At 50.5% G+C, this 15,119-nt stretch carries 21 protein-coding genes and 1 pseudogene; 10 read left to right on the forward strand and 12 right to left on the reverse strand.

The annotated features are described in order from the left end of the window. The first annotated feature begins 7 nt into the window (after window positions 1–7). Entirely contained in the window at window positions 8–334 is a 327-nt protein-coding gene (locus PSDT_RS02875) for a putative quinol monooxygenase (RefSeq protein WP_006289929.1), read from the forward strand. Between the two features lie 30 nt (window positions 335–364). Then, entirely contained in the window at window positions 365–694 is a 330-nt protein-coding gene (locus tag PSDT_RS08060) for a nuclear transport factor 2-like protein (RefSeq protein ID WP_006289930.1), read from the forward strand. A 70-nt stretch (window positions 695–764) separates the two neighbouring features. Here PSDT_RS08060 and PSDT_RS02880 read toward each other — a convergent pair whose 3' ends face one another. The 12 genes and pseudogenes from PSDT_RS02880 to PSDT_RS02920 all read right to left on the reverse strand — a co-directional run bounded on the left by PSDT_RS02880 (window position 765) and on the right by PSDT_RS02920 (window position 9,307). Next, window positions 765–2,051: a recombinase family protein gene (locus PSDT_RS02880; protein ID WP_317623588.1), complete on the reverse strand. Its 1,287-nt coding sequence runs from the start codon at window positions 2,049–2,051 to the stop codon at window positions 765–767. Between the two features lie 34 nt (window positions 2,052–2,085). After that, window positions 2,086–2,310 (reverse strand): recombinase family protein, encoded by a 225-nt coding sequence (locus PSDT_RS08650; RefSeq protein WP_006290533.1) that lies wholly within the window; start codon window positions 2,308–2,310, stop codon window positions 2,086–2,088. A gap of 57 nt (window positions 2,311–2,367) precedes the next feature. Beyond that, window positions 2,368–2,682 (reverse strand): SHOCT domain-containing protein, encoded by a 315-nt coding sequence (locus tag PSDT_RS08330; RefSeq protein WP_154645719.1) that lies wholly within the window; start codon window positions 2,680–2,682, stop codon window positions 2,368–2,370. Between the two features lie 481 nt (window positions 2,683–3,163). After that, complete coding sequence (locus PSDT_RS08550) at window positions 3,164–3,658, reverse strand: LysM peptidoglycan-binding domain-containing protein (RefSeq protein WP_223293616.1); 495 nt, start codon at window positions 3,656–3,658, stop codon at window positions 3,164–3,166. An 8-nt stretch (window positions 3,659–3,666) separates the two neighbouring features. After that, window positions 3,667–4,071, reverse strand: a complete 405-nt coding sequence (locus tag PSDT_RS08555) for a GH25 family lysozyme (protein WP_006290530.1) — start codon at window positions 4,069–4,071, stop codon at window positions 3,667–3,669. Continuing rightward, window positions 4,071–4,484 (reverse strand): phage holin family protein, encoded by a 414-nt coding sequence (locus PSDT_RS02890; protein ID WP_006289932.1) that lies wholly within the window; start codon window positions 4,482–4,484, stop codon window positions 4,071–4,073. The genes PSDT_RS08555 and PSDT_RS02890 overlap by 1 nt, the downstream gene beginning before the upstream one ends. Before the next feature lie 85 nt (window positions 4,485–4,569). Beyond that, complete coding sequence (locus tag PSDT_RS02895) at window positions 4,570–4,785, reverse strand: hypothetical protein (RefSeq protein ID WP_006289933.1); 216 nt, start codon at window positions 4,783–4,785, stop codon at window positions 4,570–4,572. A 5-nt stretch (window positions 4,786–4,790) separates the two neighbouring features. Next, window positions 4,791–5,183 carry a hypothetical protein gene (locus tag PSDT_RS02900; RefSeq protein WP_006289934.1) on the reverse strand — a complete coding sequence of 131 codons (393 nt, stop codon included), beginning with the start codon at window positions 5,181–5,183 and terminating at the stop codon, window positions 4,791–4,793. A gap of 107 nt (window positions 5,184–5,290) precedes the next feature. Beyond that, window positions 5,291–6,130: a hypothetical protein gene (locus PSDT_RS02905; RefSeq protein WP_006289935.1), complete on the reverse strand. Its 840-nt coding sequence runs from the start codon at window positions 6,128–6,130 to the stop codon at window positions 5,291–5,293. Between the two features lie 252 nt (window positions 6,131–6,382). Beyond that, window positions 6,383–7,537 carry an alpha/beta fold hydrolase gene (locus PSDT_RS02910; protein WP_231859831.1) on the reverse strand — a complete coding sequence of 385 codons (1,155 nt, stop codon included), beginning with the start codon at window positions 7,535–7,537 and terminating at the stop codon, window positions 6,383–6,385. A gap of 72 nt (window positions 7,538–7,609) precedes the next feature. Further along, window positions 7,610–7,891 carry a DUF5963 family protein gene (locus tag PSDT_RS02915; protein ID WP_006289937.1) on the reverse strand — a complete coding sequence of 94 codons (282 nt, stop codon included), beginning with the start codon at window positions 7,889–7,891 and terminating at the stop codon, window positions 7,610–7,612. 178 nt (window positions 7,892–8,069) lie between these two features. Further along, window positions 8,070–9,307 (reverse strand): annotated as a pseudogene (locus PSDT_RS02920) (IS256 family transposase). A gap of 309 nt (window positions 9,308–9,616) precedes the next feature. On the opposite strand from PSDT_RS02920, the gene PSDT_RS02925 reads away from it, so the two are divergent. From PSDT_RS02925 to rimI, 8 genes are all read left to right on the forward strand, one after another. Continuing rightward, window positions 9,617–10,264, forward strand: a complete 648-nt coding sequence (locus PSDT_RS02925) for a DUF4268 domain-containing protein (RefSeq protein ID WP_006289938.1) — start codon at window positions 9,617–9,619, stop codon at window positions 10,262–10,264. A gap of 22 nt (window positions 10,265–10,286) precedes the next feature. After that, a complete protein-coding gene (locus PSDT_RS02930; protein WP_006290526.1) occupies window positions 10,287–10,964 on the forward strand; it encodes a GNAT family N-acetyltransferase in 678 nt (225 codons plus the stop codon). Between the two features lie 15 nt (window positions 10,965–10,979). After that, window positions 10,980–11,291: a TfoX/Sxy family protein gene (locus PSDT_RS02935; protein ID WP_006289940.1), complete on the forward strand. Its 312-nt coding sequence runs from the start codon at window positions 10,980–10,982 to the stop codon at window positions 11,289–11,291. 7 nt (window positions 11,292–11,298) lie between these two features. Then, the gene (locus PSDT_RS02940; RefSeq protein WP_006289941.1) at window positions 11,299–11,748 is read left to right on the forward strand and encodes an 8-oxo-dGTP diphosphatase; all 450 of its coding nucleotides are present in this window, start codon (window positions 11,299–11,301) and stop codon (window positions 11,746–11,748) included. A 17-nt stretch (window positions 11,749–11,765) separates the two neighbouring features. After that, on the forward strand, window positions 11,766–12,368 hold the full coding sequence (locus tag PSDT_RS02945; RefSeq protein WP_006290525.1) for a sister chromatid cohesion protein PDS5: 603 nt from the start codon (window positions 11,766–11,768) through the stop codon (window positions 12,366–12,368). Between the two features lie 216 nt (window positions 12,369–12,584). Then, complete coding sequence (gene tsaE / locus PSDT_RS02950; RefSeq protein WP_036737436.1) at window positions 12,585–13,187, forward strand: tRNA (adenosine(37)-N6)-threonylcarbamoyltransferase complex ATPase subunit type 1 TsaE; 603 nt, start codon at window positions 12,585–12,587, stop codon at window positions 13,185–13,187. Between the two features lie 150 nt (window positions 13,188–13,337). Continuing rightward, window positions 13,338–14,477 (forward strand): tRNA (adenosine(37)-N6)-threonylcarbamoyltransferase complex dimerization subunit type 1 TsaB, encoded by a 1,140-nt coding sequence (tsaB, locus tag PSDT_RS02955; protein WP_006290523.1) that lies wholly within the window; start codon window positions 13,338–13,340, stop codon window positions 14,475–14,477. Next, window positions 14,474–15,085 (forward strand): ribosomal protein S18-alanine N-acetyltransferase, encoded by a 612-nt coding sequence (rimI, locus tag PSDT_RS02960; RefSeq protein ID WP_006289944.1) that lies wholly within the window; start codon window positions 14,474–14,476, stop codon window positions 15,083–15,085. Before tsaB ends, rimI begins: the two co-directional genes overlap by 4 nt. Window positions 15,086–15,119 lie beyond the last annotated feature (34 nt).

Genomic DNA, 15,119 nt, shown 5'->3' on the forward strand with positions numbered 1-15,119 from the left:
TTGAATAATGTCTATTACAGTTAATTTGAGATACACGGGTAAGGACGGCAGCGCACTTGCGTTTGCCCGTGAAATGGCAGAAAGCGGCACGGTGGAGAAAATCCGTGTGGAGAAAGGCAATCTCCGCTACGAGTATTACCAGTCGCTTGATGATCTGGAGACGGTCCTGCTCATTGATAGCTGGATGGATCAGGACGCCATCGATGCGCATCACGCCTCGCCGATGATGCAGACCATCGTAAAGCTTCGGGATCAGTACGATCTGCACATGACGGTCGAGCGCTATGTGTCAGCAGAAGAGCCGGAAGGAGACAACCGGTTTATACGGAAGTGAAAAGACAAATTTGAATTTGTCGAGGTAAATATGGAAAATATACAAATTTTAAATTTATTTTTCGAAGCTGAAAACGAACGGGATTGGATTTCGTATAAAAAATTTCTTTCTCCTCATATTGTATGGGAACTTCATTCTGAACGTATTCTCAAGATTGAAGGAATAGAAAACTATTTGAACACAATAAAATCTGCTTATAAAGGTAATAGTAATACTTTCGAAATTGAATCAATAGTCAGTAGCAAAGATTCATCTCGAATAGTTTCTGTTTTAGTGAATAACTCAGGTGAACGATCATGTGATATTTTTGAATTTGATAATGGTGTAATTGTTAGAGAATATGAATTTATATTAGGTTAACAACTTCCAGTTCGCAGACAGAGAAACAGCCCGACCGCCAGTATCGTTTGCTGGTTGTCAGGCTGTTTTCTTATGCACGGATTTCCTGCCCATTTCGGAAGGTGAAGCGGATATCATCCTTGGCGTAGACGGTAAGGTGGTCGACGAGCCCGTTGAACGCGTCGAGGGAGAATTCCGTCAAGCTGTCGGGCGTGTTCTCGAAGGCTTTAAGGAAGTCCTCGTATCCGGCTTTCCGGGACTGGGTTTCTTCGATCTTCTCGCTGAGCTCATCGATCCGTGCCTTCAGCTTGTCGTACCGGTCGGCGAGGTCGTCGTAGCGCTTCTGGTAGGCGCTCTGGTCGAGAGCCGTCCGGGCGTTCTCGGCAATGTTCTGCTGGACGGCGTCGGCTACGACCTGCGCCTTATCCATGAGCCGGTCGCGCTCGGCTTCCAGCTCGTCGGTTTTGAAGAGGAGCGGGAGCATCTCCTTGCCGTTTGCGATGACCTCGGCTTTCGTTTCGAGGAGCTTGTTCACTGCCGACAGGAATGCGGTCTTCACTTCGCTGTCGTCGATGGCTGGCGTGGTGCATTTTGTACCGCCGTCGTATTTGTGGTTGCAGCGCCAGATGGTTTTCCGGTATTTGCTGTTGGAATGCCAGACTTTCGAGCCGTAGAAGGAACCGCACTGACCGCATCGGATTTTGCTGGAGAAGACGTGAACACCACTGTGGTACATGACGCCGTTGCCGCGCTTCTTCATTTCCCGCTGGACCAGGTCGAAGGTCTCCGGCACGATGATCGCCTCGTGGTCGCCTTCCACGTAGTATTGCGGAATCTCGCCCTCGTTGACCTTTGTTTTCTTGGTCAGGTAATCAACGGTGAAGGTTTTCTGCAAGAGTCCGTCGCCCTTGTATTTCTCGTTTCCGAGGATGGATTTGACGGTGCTGATGCTCCAGTTATCTTTTCCGCCGGGCGTCTTGATGCCATCGCTGGTGAGCTGCTTGGCGATGCCGTTGTAGGTCAGACCATGCAGGAAAAGCCGGTAGATTCGCTGCACGGTTTTCGCTTCCTTCGGATTGACGATGAGCTCGCCGTTTGGTCCGCGGTCATCGCCGAGGAATCGGTGAAATGGAACCGTCACCTTGCCGTCCGCGAATCGCTTCCGTTGTCCCCAGGTGCAGTTCTCGGAAATGCTCCGGGATTCCTCCTGCGCAATGCTGCTCATGATGGTGATGAGCAACTCGCCCTTGCCGTCGAAGGTCCAGATGTTTTCTTTCTCGAAATAGCACTCAACGCCATGCTCTTTGAGTTTCCGGATGGTGGTCAGGCTGTCGACTGTGTTCCGGGCGAACCGGCTGACGGACTTGGTGAGAATGATGTCGAGCTTCGCAGTTAGCCAGCATGCGCTGGAACTACGGTCGCTTCATGGTACTGGTACCGGTGATGCCTTCGTCTGCATAGACGCCAGCGTATTCCCATTCCGGATTCTTCTGAATCAGCTCCGAATAGTAGCTGACCTGTGCGGAAAGGGAATGGTGCGGGCGTTCGGTCTCCATCGACACGCGCGCGTATGCCGCCACCTTCTTCCGCTGTGGAAGAGTCTTGATTTTCGGCTCAATCTTTGTGATTTTCCACATTGTATCACTCCTTTCGTCTTGTCTATCTATCACTCTGTTTCAGACACATAGCAAGCGTTACGGGGATAATAATGTGCCGATTATCGGCCTGTATTTCTCCTTCATTTTGGTGTCTATGACCGCGTATTCCTCCTCGGTGATAAGGTCCTGATCCAGCATCTTTTTGAACATCTCCATGCTGGCCTGATAGAGTTTTTCCCGCTCGAACTGCTCGTCACTCATGGCGATCACCGCCTTTGAACCGGGCTGCGATATAGCAGGCGTGCGAGCAGTACTTCCGGTGCCGGTTCCCGTAAGCCGTGAACGTTCTGCCGCATCTGGCGCAGGTGAAGGAGTAGATGGCCTTTCGGTTGATCTGATCTGAATGTACATTCCACCATTTCAGACGGCAGGAATCTGAGCAGAATTTGACTTTCTTCCGACCGGGCAACTGCTTGAGTGGTTTTCTGCAGCAATGGCAGCGATTCACGTTCGGGGATTCGTCGGGATGAGATTCGGACAAATTTCCGGAGAGGTGATTCCTGCGGCAATAAGCTGATACCTGATTTTTCGTAAGTCCAAGAGCCTCCGCAACGGTGGCATATCCATAACCGGAACTTCGCAGATTCCGGATCTATTCTTTTTGCTCTGTATTCATGAGGACACCTCCAGGCACTTTTCACTGGAGAAAGAGCGCAGTTTTGAGCGGAAGATTCTCCAGCTACTTTCCACTGGAGGAACGGAGGCTGTTTTGACGAAATAAAAAAGGCCCGCAGGCATTCCGATTAAGGAAAACCCACGGGCGTAACAAATGGTGTAACAGATAGAGACTTGACTTATTTCACGCGAATCCGTCATCCAACCTGGATGAGATTCACATTCCTGATGAGCGAGAGTTGAGCTTCTGGATTGCTGAGACGGTCGTGCCGTACTTCTTTGCGATGCCAGAAAGCGCGTCTCCAGATTTTACGGTGTAATAGACTGCAGTGGATTTCTTCGTCGCCGCTCCGAGCTTCTCATTGACCTTCGCCTGCACGGCGTTGTAATCATATCCGGCGGCGGTGATTCGGCTCTTGCGGTCAGACCCATTGCCCCATTTACCAGCGATGATTTCCGCCGCAATCTCATCCACGGATTTCTTTGCGATTGTCGTGCTGGTTGATGCGGTCTTGCCGTAGCCGTTGAACCCGCCATTCTTAATCGTGCTCGGAAAATCGATGTAGGAGTAGTCCATGTCGACGTTCCCGCTGATGCCGCTGACCTTGCCTTTGGACGAGTACTGCCAGATTCCGTAGCTGCCGGAGTACGAGCATTTCGGCGTCCACTGCGCAATCCAGAGCGTGAAGCGTTTTTTCACGGAATCCGTCACAACGGAATTCAAAGCCGAGAGCGAGGTATAGAACCCGTGTAATAGCCTTGATTCTCCATCTCCGAGCAGAACGCAGTGATGAGATTCGAGCAGAAATCACGTCCGCGCGAGAACTGGCTTTTCTCCTCGATGTCGAAGTACACCGGATAATCCAGCTGTTTGCCGGACAGAACAGACGCGCAGGATTTCGCTTCCTGTTTTGCGCCGTCGGCGGATGATGCATCACTGTACCAATACGCTCCAATATGAAGTCCGGCGGCTTTTGCCTTGCGGTAGTTCTCATCGAACCACTTATCCTTGTTGCCGTTTCCGTACCCGGTCCGGATGATGACAAAATCAATGCCGGACGCCTTTACTTTCTGAAAGTCGATGTTTCCCTGCCACACCGACACATCGATGCCTTTATAAGCCATTACTGTTCCTCCTTATCGTTTTTGTCGTGAAGCTGCTCCAGCACGTCCTTGAGTCTTCCCGGAATGGGTAATCCAAGGTGCGCCGCGTTCTCGGTCAGGCTGAGTCCTTCATTTGAGATATAGAAAAAGATGATCGCTGTCCTGAGAACTCCCTCGTGTCCCAGCACATGGATGTCGAGAATGTTGGCAATGCCGACCTGAATGAAAATCAGCACCTTGCGGCAGATGCCTTTGAAGCCGACCGCGCTGGACAGCTTCTTGTCCGAGATGGCGCAGAGCACGTCGGTGATGTAGTCGCAGATAACGAAGATCAGAAGCGCAATCAGCAGGCCATCGCAGTCGCCGAGAAAGTACCCGAGCCATCCGCTGATCACGGTGAAAATGAACTGTATAACGTTCCAGAATTCCTTCATCAATATGTCCCTCCTTAAAAATGAGCAAAAGAAAAGCTGCCTGCGGGTTTACAGACAGCCTGGAAGTAGTTATTGATTTATTCAGTTATGAAGTATCGTCCGTTTGCTTCGGGAGTGCCTCCCAGAGCCGCATGTCCTCCTGCCCGAGCGACCAGAGCGCAAATCCCCGGAGTCCCCATTTGTACGCCGCCTGATTCGCCCAGTAGACGAGCGAGTCCACATCCTGGTAGTAGAGGATGGGAAACCTGTCCGCGTCACCGAGAAACAGCCGTGAAATCCAGATGTCGATGTCCTTCGGCATGACCGTCAGGTGTAGTCGTTGCCGCATTCGAGATCGAGCTGCTCGGAGTGATAGAATTCGTAATCCATCGAAATGGATTCGCGTCTCGTGTCTGATCCCTCGATATCCGAGGTCAGCGTGAAGACCTGAAATTCGTCGTCCCAGGTACAGTTGCTCCGGATGATTCTGCCGTACTGGGCGATCGTATCGTCCGGGAATGTCACATCGAAACGCTCATACGGCTCGTATGTCCATGCGTCGCCCATGCGCAGAAGTTCGCAGACTGTCCGCTGATCGGAACGGTAGCCTGCCACGCCGCCGGAGGATTCGCTGACGTTCGCCGTGAATCGTGGCGTAGTTGCAGCGCCGGAATAGACTCGGATGCTGTTTCCACGGATGCGCATTTCGATGGTGTACATGTTCGCGTCCGTCCGCAGGTCAGCGGTCCGCGTCTGCGAAATGCTCTGACTGTAGCTTCCAAGTTTTGTGCTGCCGTTCCACAGCTCCAGTGCTTGAGAATCGTAATTCAGGCAGCAGAACAGGTCGCCGCAGAAAACGCCAGTCTTGCAGTGCTTCCTGACGGAAACGCAAACCGCACCCGAAGGTGAACGTCACTGAATCCGTCATAGTTCCACGCGAACTGTCCGCTGCCGTCAAGCTGCGAATAAACGCGGGAATCAGAGTATTCATCCTGCCGCCAGACCTTCCATGAGCCTGACAGCGTCTTCCAGTAGTTCGTCTCCAGAATGTCCGTGTCCTGAAAATCCTCGTACCAGATCAGAGCTGAGTCCGGCTTGCGGAGGAGCATTTCGCAGGTGAGCTTGAATCCCTTGTCCGGCTGGCACTTGTTTCCGTCCACGTCAATGAAGTGACGGGGAGACAGGGTAAACGATGCACTTCCGGCTGACGGCTCCTCGCTGAAATTCGAGCAGACGCGGAATCCGTAGAACTGCACGCCTTTTACATCGACTGAAACCGTAATGGTGTGCGTTCCCGCGGATAGGGATATTCCGTCCGCTAGACTCGCCCAGAATGTGCTTCTCCAGTACGGCCACCAGAGCCGCGACTCCGTGAAATGCTTCTGCGCGCCGTCTGTGTTCTCCCGGAGAACAGTGAAGACGCTCGAAGTCCCGTCGTTGCGGACAGTCAGCAGCCATGTGATATGTGGCCACATATTGATATGGGTCAGCATATCCGAAATTGCCACGCCGGACTCGGTAATCGTCCCGGTCGCGTCAACTTTAAAAGAAAAGAGACCTACCTGACTCAGGCGGTCTCCGTAATTCTTCAGCGCGGTGTACATGCGGGTATTTCCCATGAATGTCCAGACCATGCATTTGCGGCCTTTCAAGATATCAAGCGCCATAAACAGCCACCTCCAAACGGGCAATAGAAAAGCGCCTCCGAAGAGACGCTTTTGAAATAATGGTTCATTGTTAAGATTGATGTTTTATCAATTTACACCGTCAAGATAATACGATGAATTCCATAATGAAAAATGATGGTAATCCGCTACAGGCATCTAAGAGAAAATTAATTTACACACAAATTTGGGCTTGACTATAGGTAAAGCTACTATCCAAACAAATGCTGTTCCTCAAATCATTTCGTAAATTGTTTAATTTCCTCTTTTTAATTGCTCCAACCATTTAATAATTTCATCCATAGCCAATTTATGATTACCAATTTGACAATGCTGCTCGCCGCCTTCATCTTGTGTAAACACGCGTGATGTTACAGTTCTTGCATTAGGGAGTGCTGCACGAAGCCTCTCAAACTGTACCATAGGTACATAATGATCTTTTTCTCCGGCAAGAAGTAAGCAATCTTGTGTGATCCTATTGGAAATTCCTCTCAAATTATGCTTTTGCACTTCTTTATAAAAACGGAATGGGTTCTGTGTGTTTGTAATATATTCCCCTTGTGTAAATGCCCAATCAGCTAAAATACTTTTCTTCCTGGCAAAGCTAACTAAAGAATTGACTAGCCTTTCTTTATTATGGTGAAAGGCTTGACGGACTAATTTCCGCAATATCGGAGGGAAAATATTTGTCATAATCTCCAACCCGTCATCAGCAACATCATACGCAACAACCGCACTAATCCTCGGCTCAAAAGCGGCAGCACGCATAGCAAAATACCCTCCCCATGAAATGCCAATCATCGGGCAGTTCTTAATGCGATAATAATCCAGCACACATTTTGTAGGCTCTTCCCATGCATAGGTCAATGGCAGTCCATTCTTAAGCGTCTTCCCCTGACCATCTCCTTCAAAGAATAAAAGCGTATACCCTTTGCTCAACAGTTCGAATGTGGCCGGGATGAATTCTTCTATAAAGGAATCATATCCTCCACAGATTAACAGTATTTTTGTGCTCTTCTGATTCCCAACTTTAACAGAATGAAGAAAAGTTCCTTTATACGGAATATCAGAGATAGTGTATGGAATTTTAAATTGGTCAAAGGCTATATAGTAACACTCTATCGCCTTCTCATACATTTCCTCTTTTTCTGTATGATCTACTTTTAGAAAGAACTCTGCCATTCTATACGCATAGGCAGCATGCATAAATTGGCTTTCGTTTTCTGATCTATTGCCAATGATTTTCCATGCGCGAAACCATTCATCTAAATTCTTCACATCAGACAGAGATCTCACTATTTCATCATGATTTCCTGCGATCTCTCCATAAGTCAATACCCTGTTTATTTGAAAATTGAACTGCTTTATCTGGTTTATTTGCTCATACATAAGCTTTTTTCTTCCTCGCATAAATTTTTGTTACTTCTTCTGTTTCATATGGCCACTCTGGAAAATTCTGAATTTACATACATAATATGTTGTTTAGAGCGTCCTAAGCTTATGGATAATTTCTTCTAGAAATAGAACAATCCCCATATAGATAGCGCAGACAATTCCCATATTGACCCCAAGTGAAGCCCCCGTATAGTTATTCCCTTCTAGAGTCAACCTGTATATCTTTAAACCAAACAGATACACATCCTTTGCGTTTCCTCCGTTCGAATATGCATGCACATAACCAAAATATATGGTTAGCGCCATTGATAACATTGCAAGCCCAAACCCTATTCCTAGCGCTAGTGTTATTCTGGTTTGCTTTTTCATTTCACAGTCACTCCAATTACTGATTCATAATTCCATTAATTTTTGCTTCCAAAATTTTGTGTTAAGATTAAATTGTAATGATAATTGTCACTGCTATAATTAAAATAGTAGATGCCGAAACAAATGCAGTCAAGTCCAAATTTGTGTGTAAATTGCCTTCAGATATAACTGTTGATAACTATGCTGCCAGAAGGGCTGCCTGTTCTTCAGCAATCAGATGCAGGTGATTTCGAACATCGGATTTCAGCAGCTTCTGATAGGACTCCTTACTGAAGATTGCCTTCCTGGTCTGACTGATGCTGTTCTGTTTCATCAGGACAGATCCCATCAGCCTGACCAGCGATGCCTCATTTGGGAAGATCCCGATAACGCCGGAACGCCGCTTCAGCTCCCGATTCAGCCGCTCGATATGGTTCGATGTCCGGAAAAAGCGACGCATCCCTTCCGGAAGAGTCATAACGGTCATAGCGCTTTCGAAACCCTCGTCGAGACATTCCATTGCTGATGAGGCGGATTCCTGATAATCGGCGAGGATCTGATCCCGCTTTTGTCTGGCATCCTCGATCTTCTTGCAGTTGAACATTTCCTGCAGTTCAGCACGGAGACCAGCCTGCTCTTTCTTTGGAGCTTTGTCAGCGATGTTCTTTGAAAAGTGGAACTGACACCGCTGCCACGAAACGTGCGGAAATACTTCCCTGGCGGCATTGATAATGCCATCGTGAGCATCGGATGTGATCATCATGAGACCGCACAGGCCACGTTTTTTCAGCCCCGTCAGGAAATCTTTCCAAGTCTCACGCGACTCATTCCGGTAGGCCGAGAAACCAAAATCTCGCGCTTTCCATCGTCACTGGTGCCATAGGCAATCATGAGTGCTTTCGAAACAACCCAGCCATTCTCACGTACCTTGAAATACGTGGCATCGACCGTGAGGAATGGATAATTGCCTTCAATCGGCCGATTTCGGAATGCCTCGACCTCCTTGTCGAGATCCTTGCAGACTTCGGAAACAGTGGATTTAGAGACCGATGTACCACAGAGCGTCTCTACGACCCTTGCAACTTTCCTTGTAGATACACCGCTCACGACCATTTCTGCCATGGTTGTAACTAGAGCAGTCTCGCTACGGGAGTAGTTCTCAAAGACCATCGTATGGAATGACTGGTTCCTGTGCCTTGGTACATTCAACGTTATGGTTCCGATCCGCGTTTTGAGATCTCTGGTTCGGAAGCCATTTCTCGAGTCTGTACGGCCTTCTGAGCGCTCATATGGCGCTGCCTGGAGCTGTTCCTGGGATCCGGCCTTGAGAACAGAATTTAGGCTTTCTTGAAGGAGAGTTCGGAAAGCGTCCTCCCGGTCGGCAGAAAGTAACTGTAGAATTTCGTCCTGATTCAATGTAATATTGAGTTGAGCCATGTGGTTCCTCCTTCTCGGTATTATGTTGATGTCGCGATTACCATTATACCTGAAGGCTGAGCCGCTGGCTCTTTTCAGTTTTTGAATTTACACCATTATAAGGGCACTACCGTGCAAGCTCTTGAAAAGCACGGCATGAAGGATAAAGGCGGCACAATTGATCATCAGTTCCTCTTTTTGCAAAAGAAATAAGGAAAACCATTCGAAATGCAAAAGTACAGAGCGGTATTACAGACGTTCGGTGCAGGGTTGAATTGAACTTTTCAACGATTCCACACCTTTTAACGATAGCAGAAAGGGGCGTCGCTTTTGACTACAGCAACCGCAGCAGCATATCAATTCAGGGCTGGAAGCACGCTCCAGTTCTATGCCCCGAAACGCAGAAAAGCCCAGAAACAGCGCGGTTTCCTGGCTAACTGTGCATATAGGCTTGGTATCAAAGATAAGAACTTAATAGAGCCTGCCGTGAAGTTTGAGGTCATTGAAAAGCCGAACGACTGGACAAAGGAAGTAAAAAAGAGTGAGTCTGCAAATGAGACTCAGCAGCAGAGATACGATTATTGGGTGGCGTTCCAGGACTATGCTTTCCAAAATGCACAGTTTGCAAAGAACTTCAATCGCCGGAAACCGTCTATGGATCATTGGATGAACTTCAGCGTGGGTTCTTCTGCCTGCCACATTGCCGTGTCGCAGATTCAGAAACGGAATGAACTGGATGTGGAACTGTATATCAGTGAGGATAAAGACCTGTTCCACTCCCTCTTCGATAATAAGGATGCCATTGAATCCGATGCCGCATTGACCTTTGACTGGCGGGAACTGCCGGAGCGTAAGGCAAGCCGCATCGTTATCGAGAAAGGTGTGACCTTCGGAGATAAAAGCCAATGGAACGCACAGTTTGATTGGATTATTGATGTCATGCTCAAGATGAAGAATGCGTTTAAGAAATACTTGTAACCGCCATGAATGGAGGTCTGCTATGAAGCAATTAAAAGAAAAAGAATACGAGGAATTCCAGCAGTACCTTTATAACAAAATGCACGGGTACATTTGGACGCCGGACACGCTGGAACTAATATGCGGCGGGAACGACAACGAGCCGGAGCGGATTGGTAAACAGGTGCTTGAGATGCTGGGCAGGGTGCGTAATGAGCGTATTTCCCACATGACGAGCGACAAACACAAAAAATATGTGATCCGCAGTCTTCGCAAGGGTGAAACTGATCTGCTGAAGGACTTCTTGTATGAAGCTATCTTCATACCGAAGGGTGCGGAGCCGCCAGCGCGGGACATCATCGAGAAAACGGAACTTCGTGTGTACACGGATGATTTCGGTACCCAGAAAGGCGATAACTGCCTGGTAGCTGATTTCGGCGGCAAAGTGGTCGGAGCGGTCTGGACGAGAATCATGGACGATTATGGTCATGTAGATGACGAGACTCCGTCCTTCGCCATTTCGCTTTTCAAGGAATATCGCGGTCAGGGCATCGGCTCACAGCTTATGGTGAAGATGCTCGAACTGCTGAAATGGCAGGGCTATGAACGGGCATCCCTGGCGGTGCAGAAAGCAAACTACGCCGTGAAGATGTATAAGAATGTCGGATTCAAGACGGTCGATGAAAATGCCGAAGAATATATCATGGTGTGCGAGTTATAAGGAGAGATTTGACAGATGGCATCAAGCAAAGAATACCTGGATTTTATATTGAAGCAGCTTTCGGAACTGGATGATGTGACCTATCGGGCGATGATGGGAGAATACATCATTTACTATTGCGGCAAGATTGTCGGCGGCATTTATGATGATCGCTTCCTCGTGAAGCCTACAAAGTCTGCTGTGGAGATGATGCCAAATGCGGATACAGAACTTCCGTATGATGGCGCAAAAGAGATGCTGCTTGTGGACGATGTGGATAATAAAGATTTTCTGCGTGAGCTTTTGGAAGCAATGTATGAGGAACTTCCTGCTCCGAAGAAGAAGTGAGAACAATATGAGCAGAACAGAAAATGTCGAATTGACGGTATTGTGTCTCATCACGGATGGAGACAGAATGCTCCTTCAGAACAGAATAAAGAATGACTGGCAGGGATATACGCTTCCGGGCGGTCACGTGGAACCGGGGGAATCTTTCGTTGACGCGGTGATTCGTGAGATGAAAGAAGAAACGGGACTGGACATAAAGAATCCTCAGCTTGTAGGCGTGAAGCAATTTCCAATTAAGGACGGACGGTATGTTGTTCTTCTGTTTAAGGCTACCGAATATAGCGGGACGGCCGTGTCTTTCGATGAGGGGCAGATGGAATGGGTAGAAAGCAATCGCCTGTCGGAGATAAACACGGTCGATGATTTTGAGGACTTGATGCGTGTAATAAACGATCCGGCGCTGACGGAATTTCAGTACCTGGTCGATGGGGATACGTGGACAGTTTCAATAAAATAGCCTGAGGAGATGATTGATTGAGCGAATCGGAACTTTACAAAGAACTTGGAATACTGACGAAGAACAGGGACAAGTGGGCAGAGAACATACCGTATGTTTCTTCTCTCCTTGCACATGAATCCGTAAAGATACAGGCGAAGGCATTATGGCTGCTTGGTGAGATGGGGATGGAATATCCTCTGAAAGTGCAGGATGCAGTTCCGGCGATTGTTTCCTTCTGCGATAGCACAGAGCCTCTTTTAAGGGAAAGAGCGGTTAATGCTCTCGGAAGAATCGGTCGCGGCAAATACAGTGTGATAGAGCCGTATTGGATGGACTTGTTCCGTTTTGCATCCGATGAGGAAGCCAAGGTACGCTTGAGTTTTATTTGGGCATCGGAAAATATCGCCACAAACACTCCCGACATTTATGAGAATCATATGTCGGTGTTTGAGAAATTGCTACATGATACGGATGACAAAGTGCGAATGGAAGCACCGGAAATATTCCGGGTTCTCGGAAAACGTAGACCGGAGTTTGTTAGACCGTTTGTGGAGCAACTCAAGCACATATCAGAAACTGATGATAATCGTGTTGTGAGAATCCACAGCGCAGGCGCTATTAAGGCAACGATGTCATAGCAGGCAGATTTGTAGTTTCACGAGGAGAACGCAATGTACGCACAGGCAGCGATAAAATCAAATACCTTACTCCGTAACGGTGCATACGGCATCGTTATGAGGGGTGTGCAAAAATGCACACGGGGGTGTTCATCGTTAAGGGGTAGAAATAGGCTGCCGTTATGTTGTATCAAATTAGACACGGCAACAGAACCGGATATGGGAACAGGAGATAAGATGAGCGAGGATATGCGTTTGAGCGCTCCCCGGGCCGAATCCATGCGGGATTTGGGCCGGGCAATCGCCTCAATCATGATGCCTGGCGATGTCATCGTCCTGTCCGGCCCGCTTGGCGCCGGGAAAACGACTTTGAGTCAAGGGATAGGCCGAGGACTGGGAGTCGATAAGGAGGTGGTTTCCCCCACCTTCACCATCGCCCGCGAGCTGAAAGGGCGTTACGCCAATGGTCGGCCCGCCCGTCTGATTCATGTGGACGCCTACCGCCTGCCCGGTTCCGACGACGATCGGGATTCGTCGGACACGGATCCGCGGGGGATGCGAAACCGCCTGTTGGACCAACTGGAGGCTTTGGGCTTGGATGAAGAGCTGGAAGACCCCGGTCCCGGGACCTGCATCCTCATCGAATGGGGGTCTGCCATGGCCGCGGCGCTCGCCGACGACCGGTTGGAAATCACCATCAGTAGGCCCAGGACTTCGGCTCAAGGCACGGATGGGAGTCTGACCGAGGACGGCGAACGGATCGTCCGCCTGCATCCCGTAGGCGCCTCATGGAATAATCGGCTGCGTGGATGGCGCGATCGAATCAAGTCGGGCCAGTGACGGACGACCTTGAGGAGCCGTGAAGGCAAAAGACTTTCAAGACATTGATCCGGACGGGAAACCTATCCAGAAAACCTATCCGGGAAACATAGGCCGCAAGCTTGGACGGAAACCTAGGTAGGCGAAAGCAAGAACCAGGAAAGGGCGGACATGACGGAGATCATGCATGATGGCGGTGGCCATTGCTTGGTCGTGGATTCCTCCTTTGGATCCACTGTGGGGATTGTGGGCGGCGACCCTTTATGCGAGGCGGATTCCCGCATGCATGTGGAAAGGTTGGAACCCAACATCGCCCAGGTCGTCTCCGATGCCGGTCTGACTCCGCAGGATTTGGACATGATCGTCGTAGGCGTCGGCCCAGCCCCTTTCACCGGGCTGAGGGCGGGAATCGCCTCGGCGCGGGCCTTGGCTTTCGCCCTGAACATCCCCCTGCTGGGGCAGGATATCCTTGAACCGCAGGCCGTCTGGCAGGAATACCGCCGCCAGGAAAGGCTTCTTGCCGATTCCAGACAGGAGGGCAGGGGAGAGACAGGGCTTGCAGGCGACTTCGCCCGGCAGCTTCGTCTGACTTTGGCCGTCAACGACGCCCGCCGCAAGCAGCTCTACTACGCCCTCTATCTGGCCCCGCTTTTCGTGCCCGAGCCGGACGCCTCCTTAGAAGAAGCGCAAGACGGCCGCGAGACGGTTGAGAAAGGCCTTTCTTATCGACTTCCTTGGCGCATGGTCCAGACGCCGAAGAAGGTCTTGGAGATGGACATCGCTTCGGCTGATGATATCGCCGCGAAGGTTGCGCAATGGATCGATGGTTGGCGTAAGGGCCTGTCTGATGCCCCATCCGGCAGGTCTGACACCCCTTCTGGCAAGCCTGACGCTTCATCCGGCGAGGGGGTCGGAGGGATTTCCGTCCAGGTCGATGTGGTCGGCCATGGGGCCGGAAAGTACGCATCCTCCTGGGCGGGTCTGCGACCTTATCTGGGGGAGGTCAGGGACCAGTCCCCTCTGGGGGATGGCGGCAGGAAGGGCCTGGCCCTTTTCGCCCAGACGGCGCTTTTCCACCGGAGTCAAGGGGATTCCTGCCTGACGGATCCGCTGTACTTGCGTCGGCCGGACATCAGCCTTCCTCCAGCCCGCAAACACGCTTTAGGCCAGACGGGGATTTCGCTCACCCTACCTGACATGCAGACCGACGCTCAGACCGACACGGGCGGCGACTCGCAAAACGGTTCGCCCAGCCAGGAAGGGCAAGCCGGGTCCCCGTCCGCTTTTCCCCAGTCTGTGAGACTTTTATGAGCGATTCGATCCAGAAGGCAAGCGATTCGGCCCAGAACGAGTCAAACGGGAAAGCAGAGGCCTTAAGGAGAGGCGGACAGGCCGCGCTCCCGGACTCCTTGGTGGTGAGGCCCTTGGAGGAATCGGATTTGGACGCCATCGCTGGTCTGGAAAGCGATCTTTTCGCCGAAGGGGCCTGGAGTCGAGACCTAGTGGAGGAGGAGGTCCATTCCCCGACACGTACCTACCTGGTCGTCTCGGACATGGCCGATCCCTCCCATCCACTGGCTTACGGCGGTTTCTGGTTCGACGGCGATGACGCGGAGCTCATGACCATCGGCGTGGACCGGGCTTGGCAGGGCAGGGGCATCGGGAAGACCCTCCTTCGGACCCTCATGGACCGGGCCAGGATCCTCAAAGCCCGACGGATGCTCCTGGAAGTGCGGGTGGATAACGATCCCGCCCTGGTCCTTTACCGCGGCCTCGGCTTCAGTATCCTAGGAATCCGGAAAAGATACTATCAGCCCGGAAACGTGGACGCGTACACGATGTCGGTGGATTTGGGAGTGCGGCCTGGAAGGAAACCGGCCGGCTTCAGCCTGCCCGTCCAGCCTTCGGCCGACATGTAGTGCCTGCGGGTATGATGGCAGAAGCAAAACGAAG

This window comes from Parascardovia denticolens DSM 10105 = JCM 12538 (genome assembly GCF_001042675.1).
GTDB classification, from domain to species: domain Bacteria; phylum Actinomycetota; class Actinomycetes; order Actinomycetales; family Bifidobacteriaceae; genus Scardovia; species Scardovia denticolens.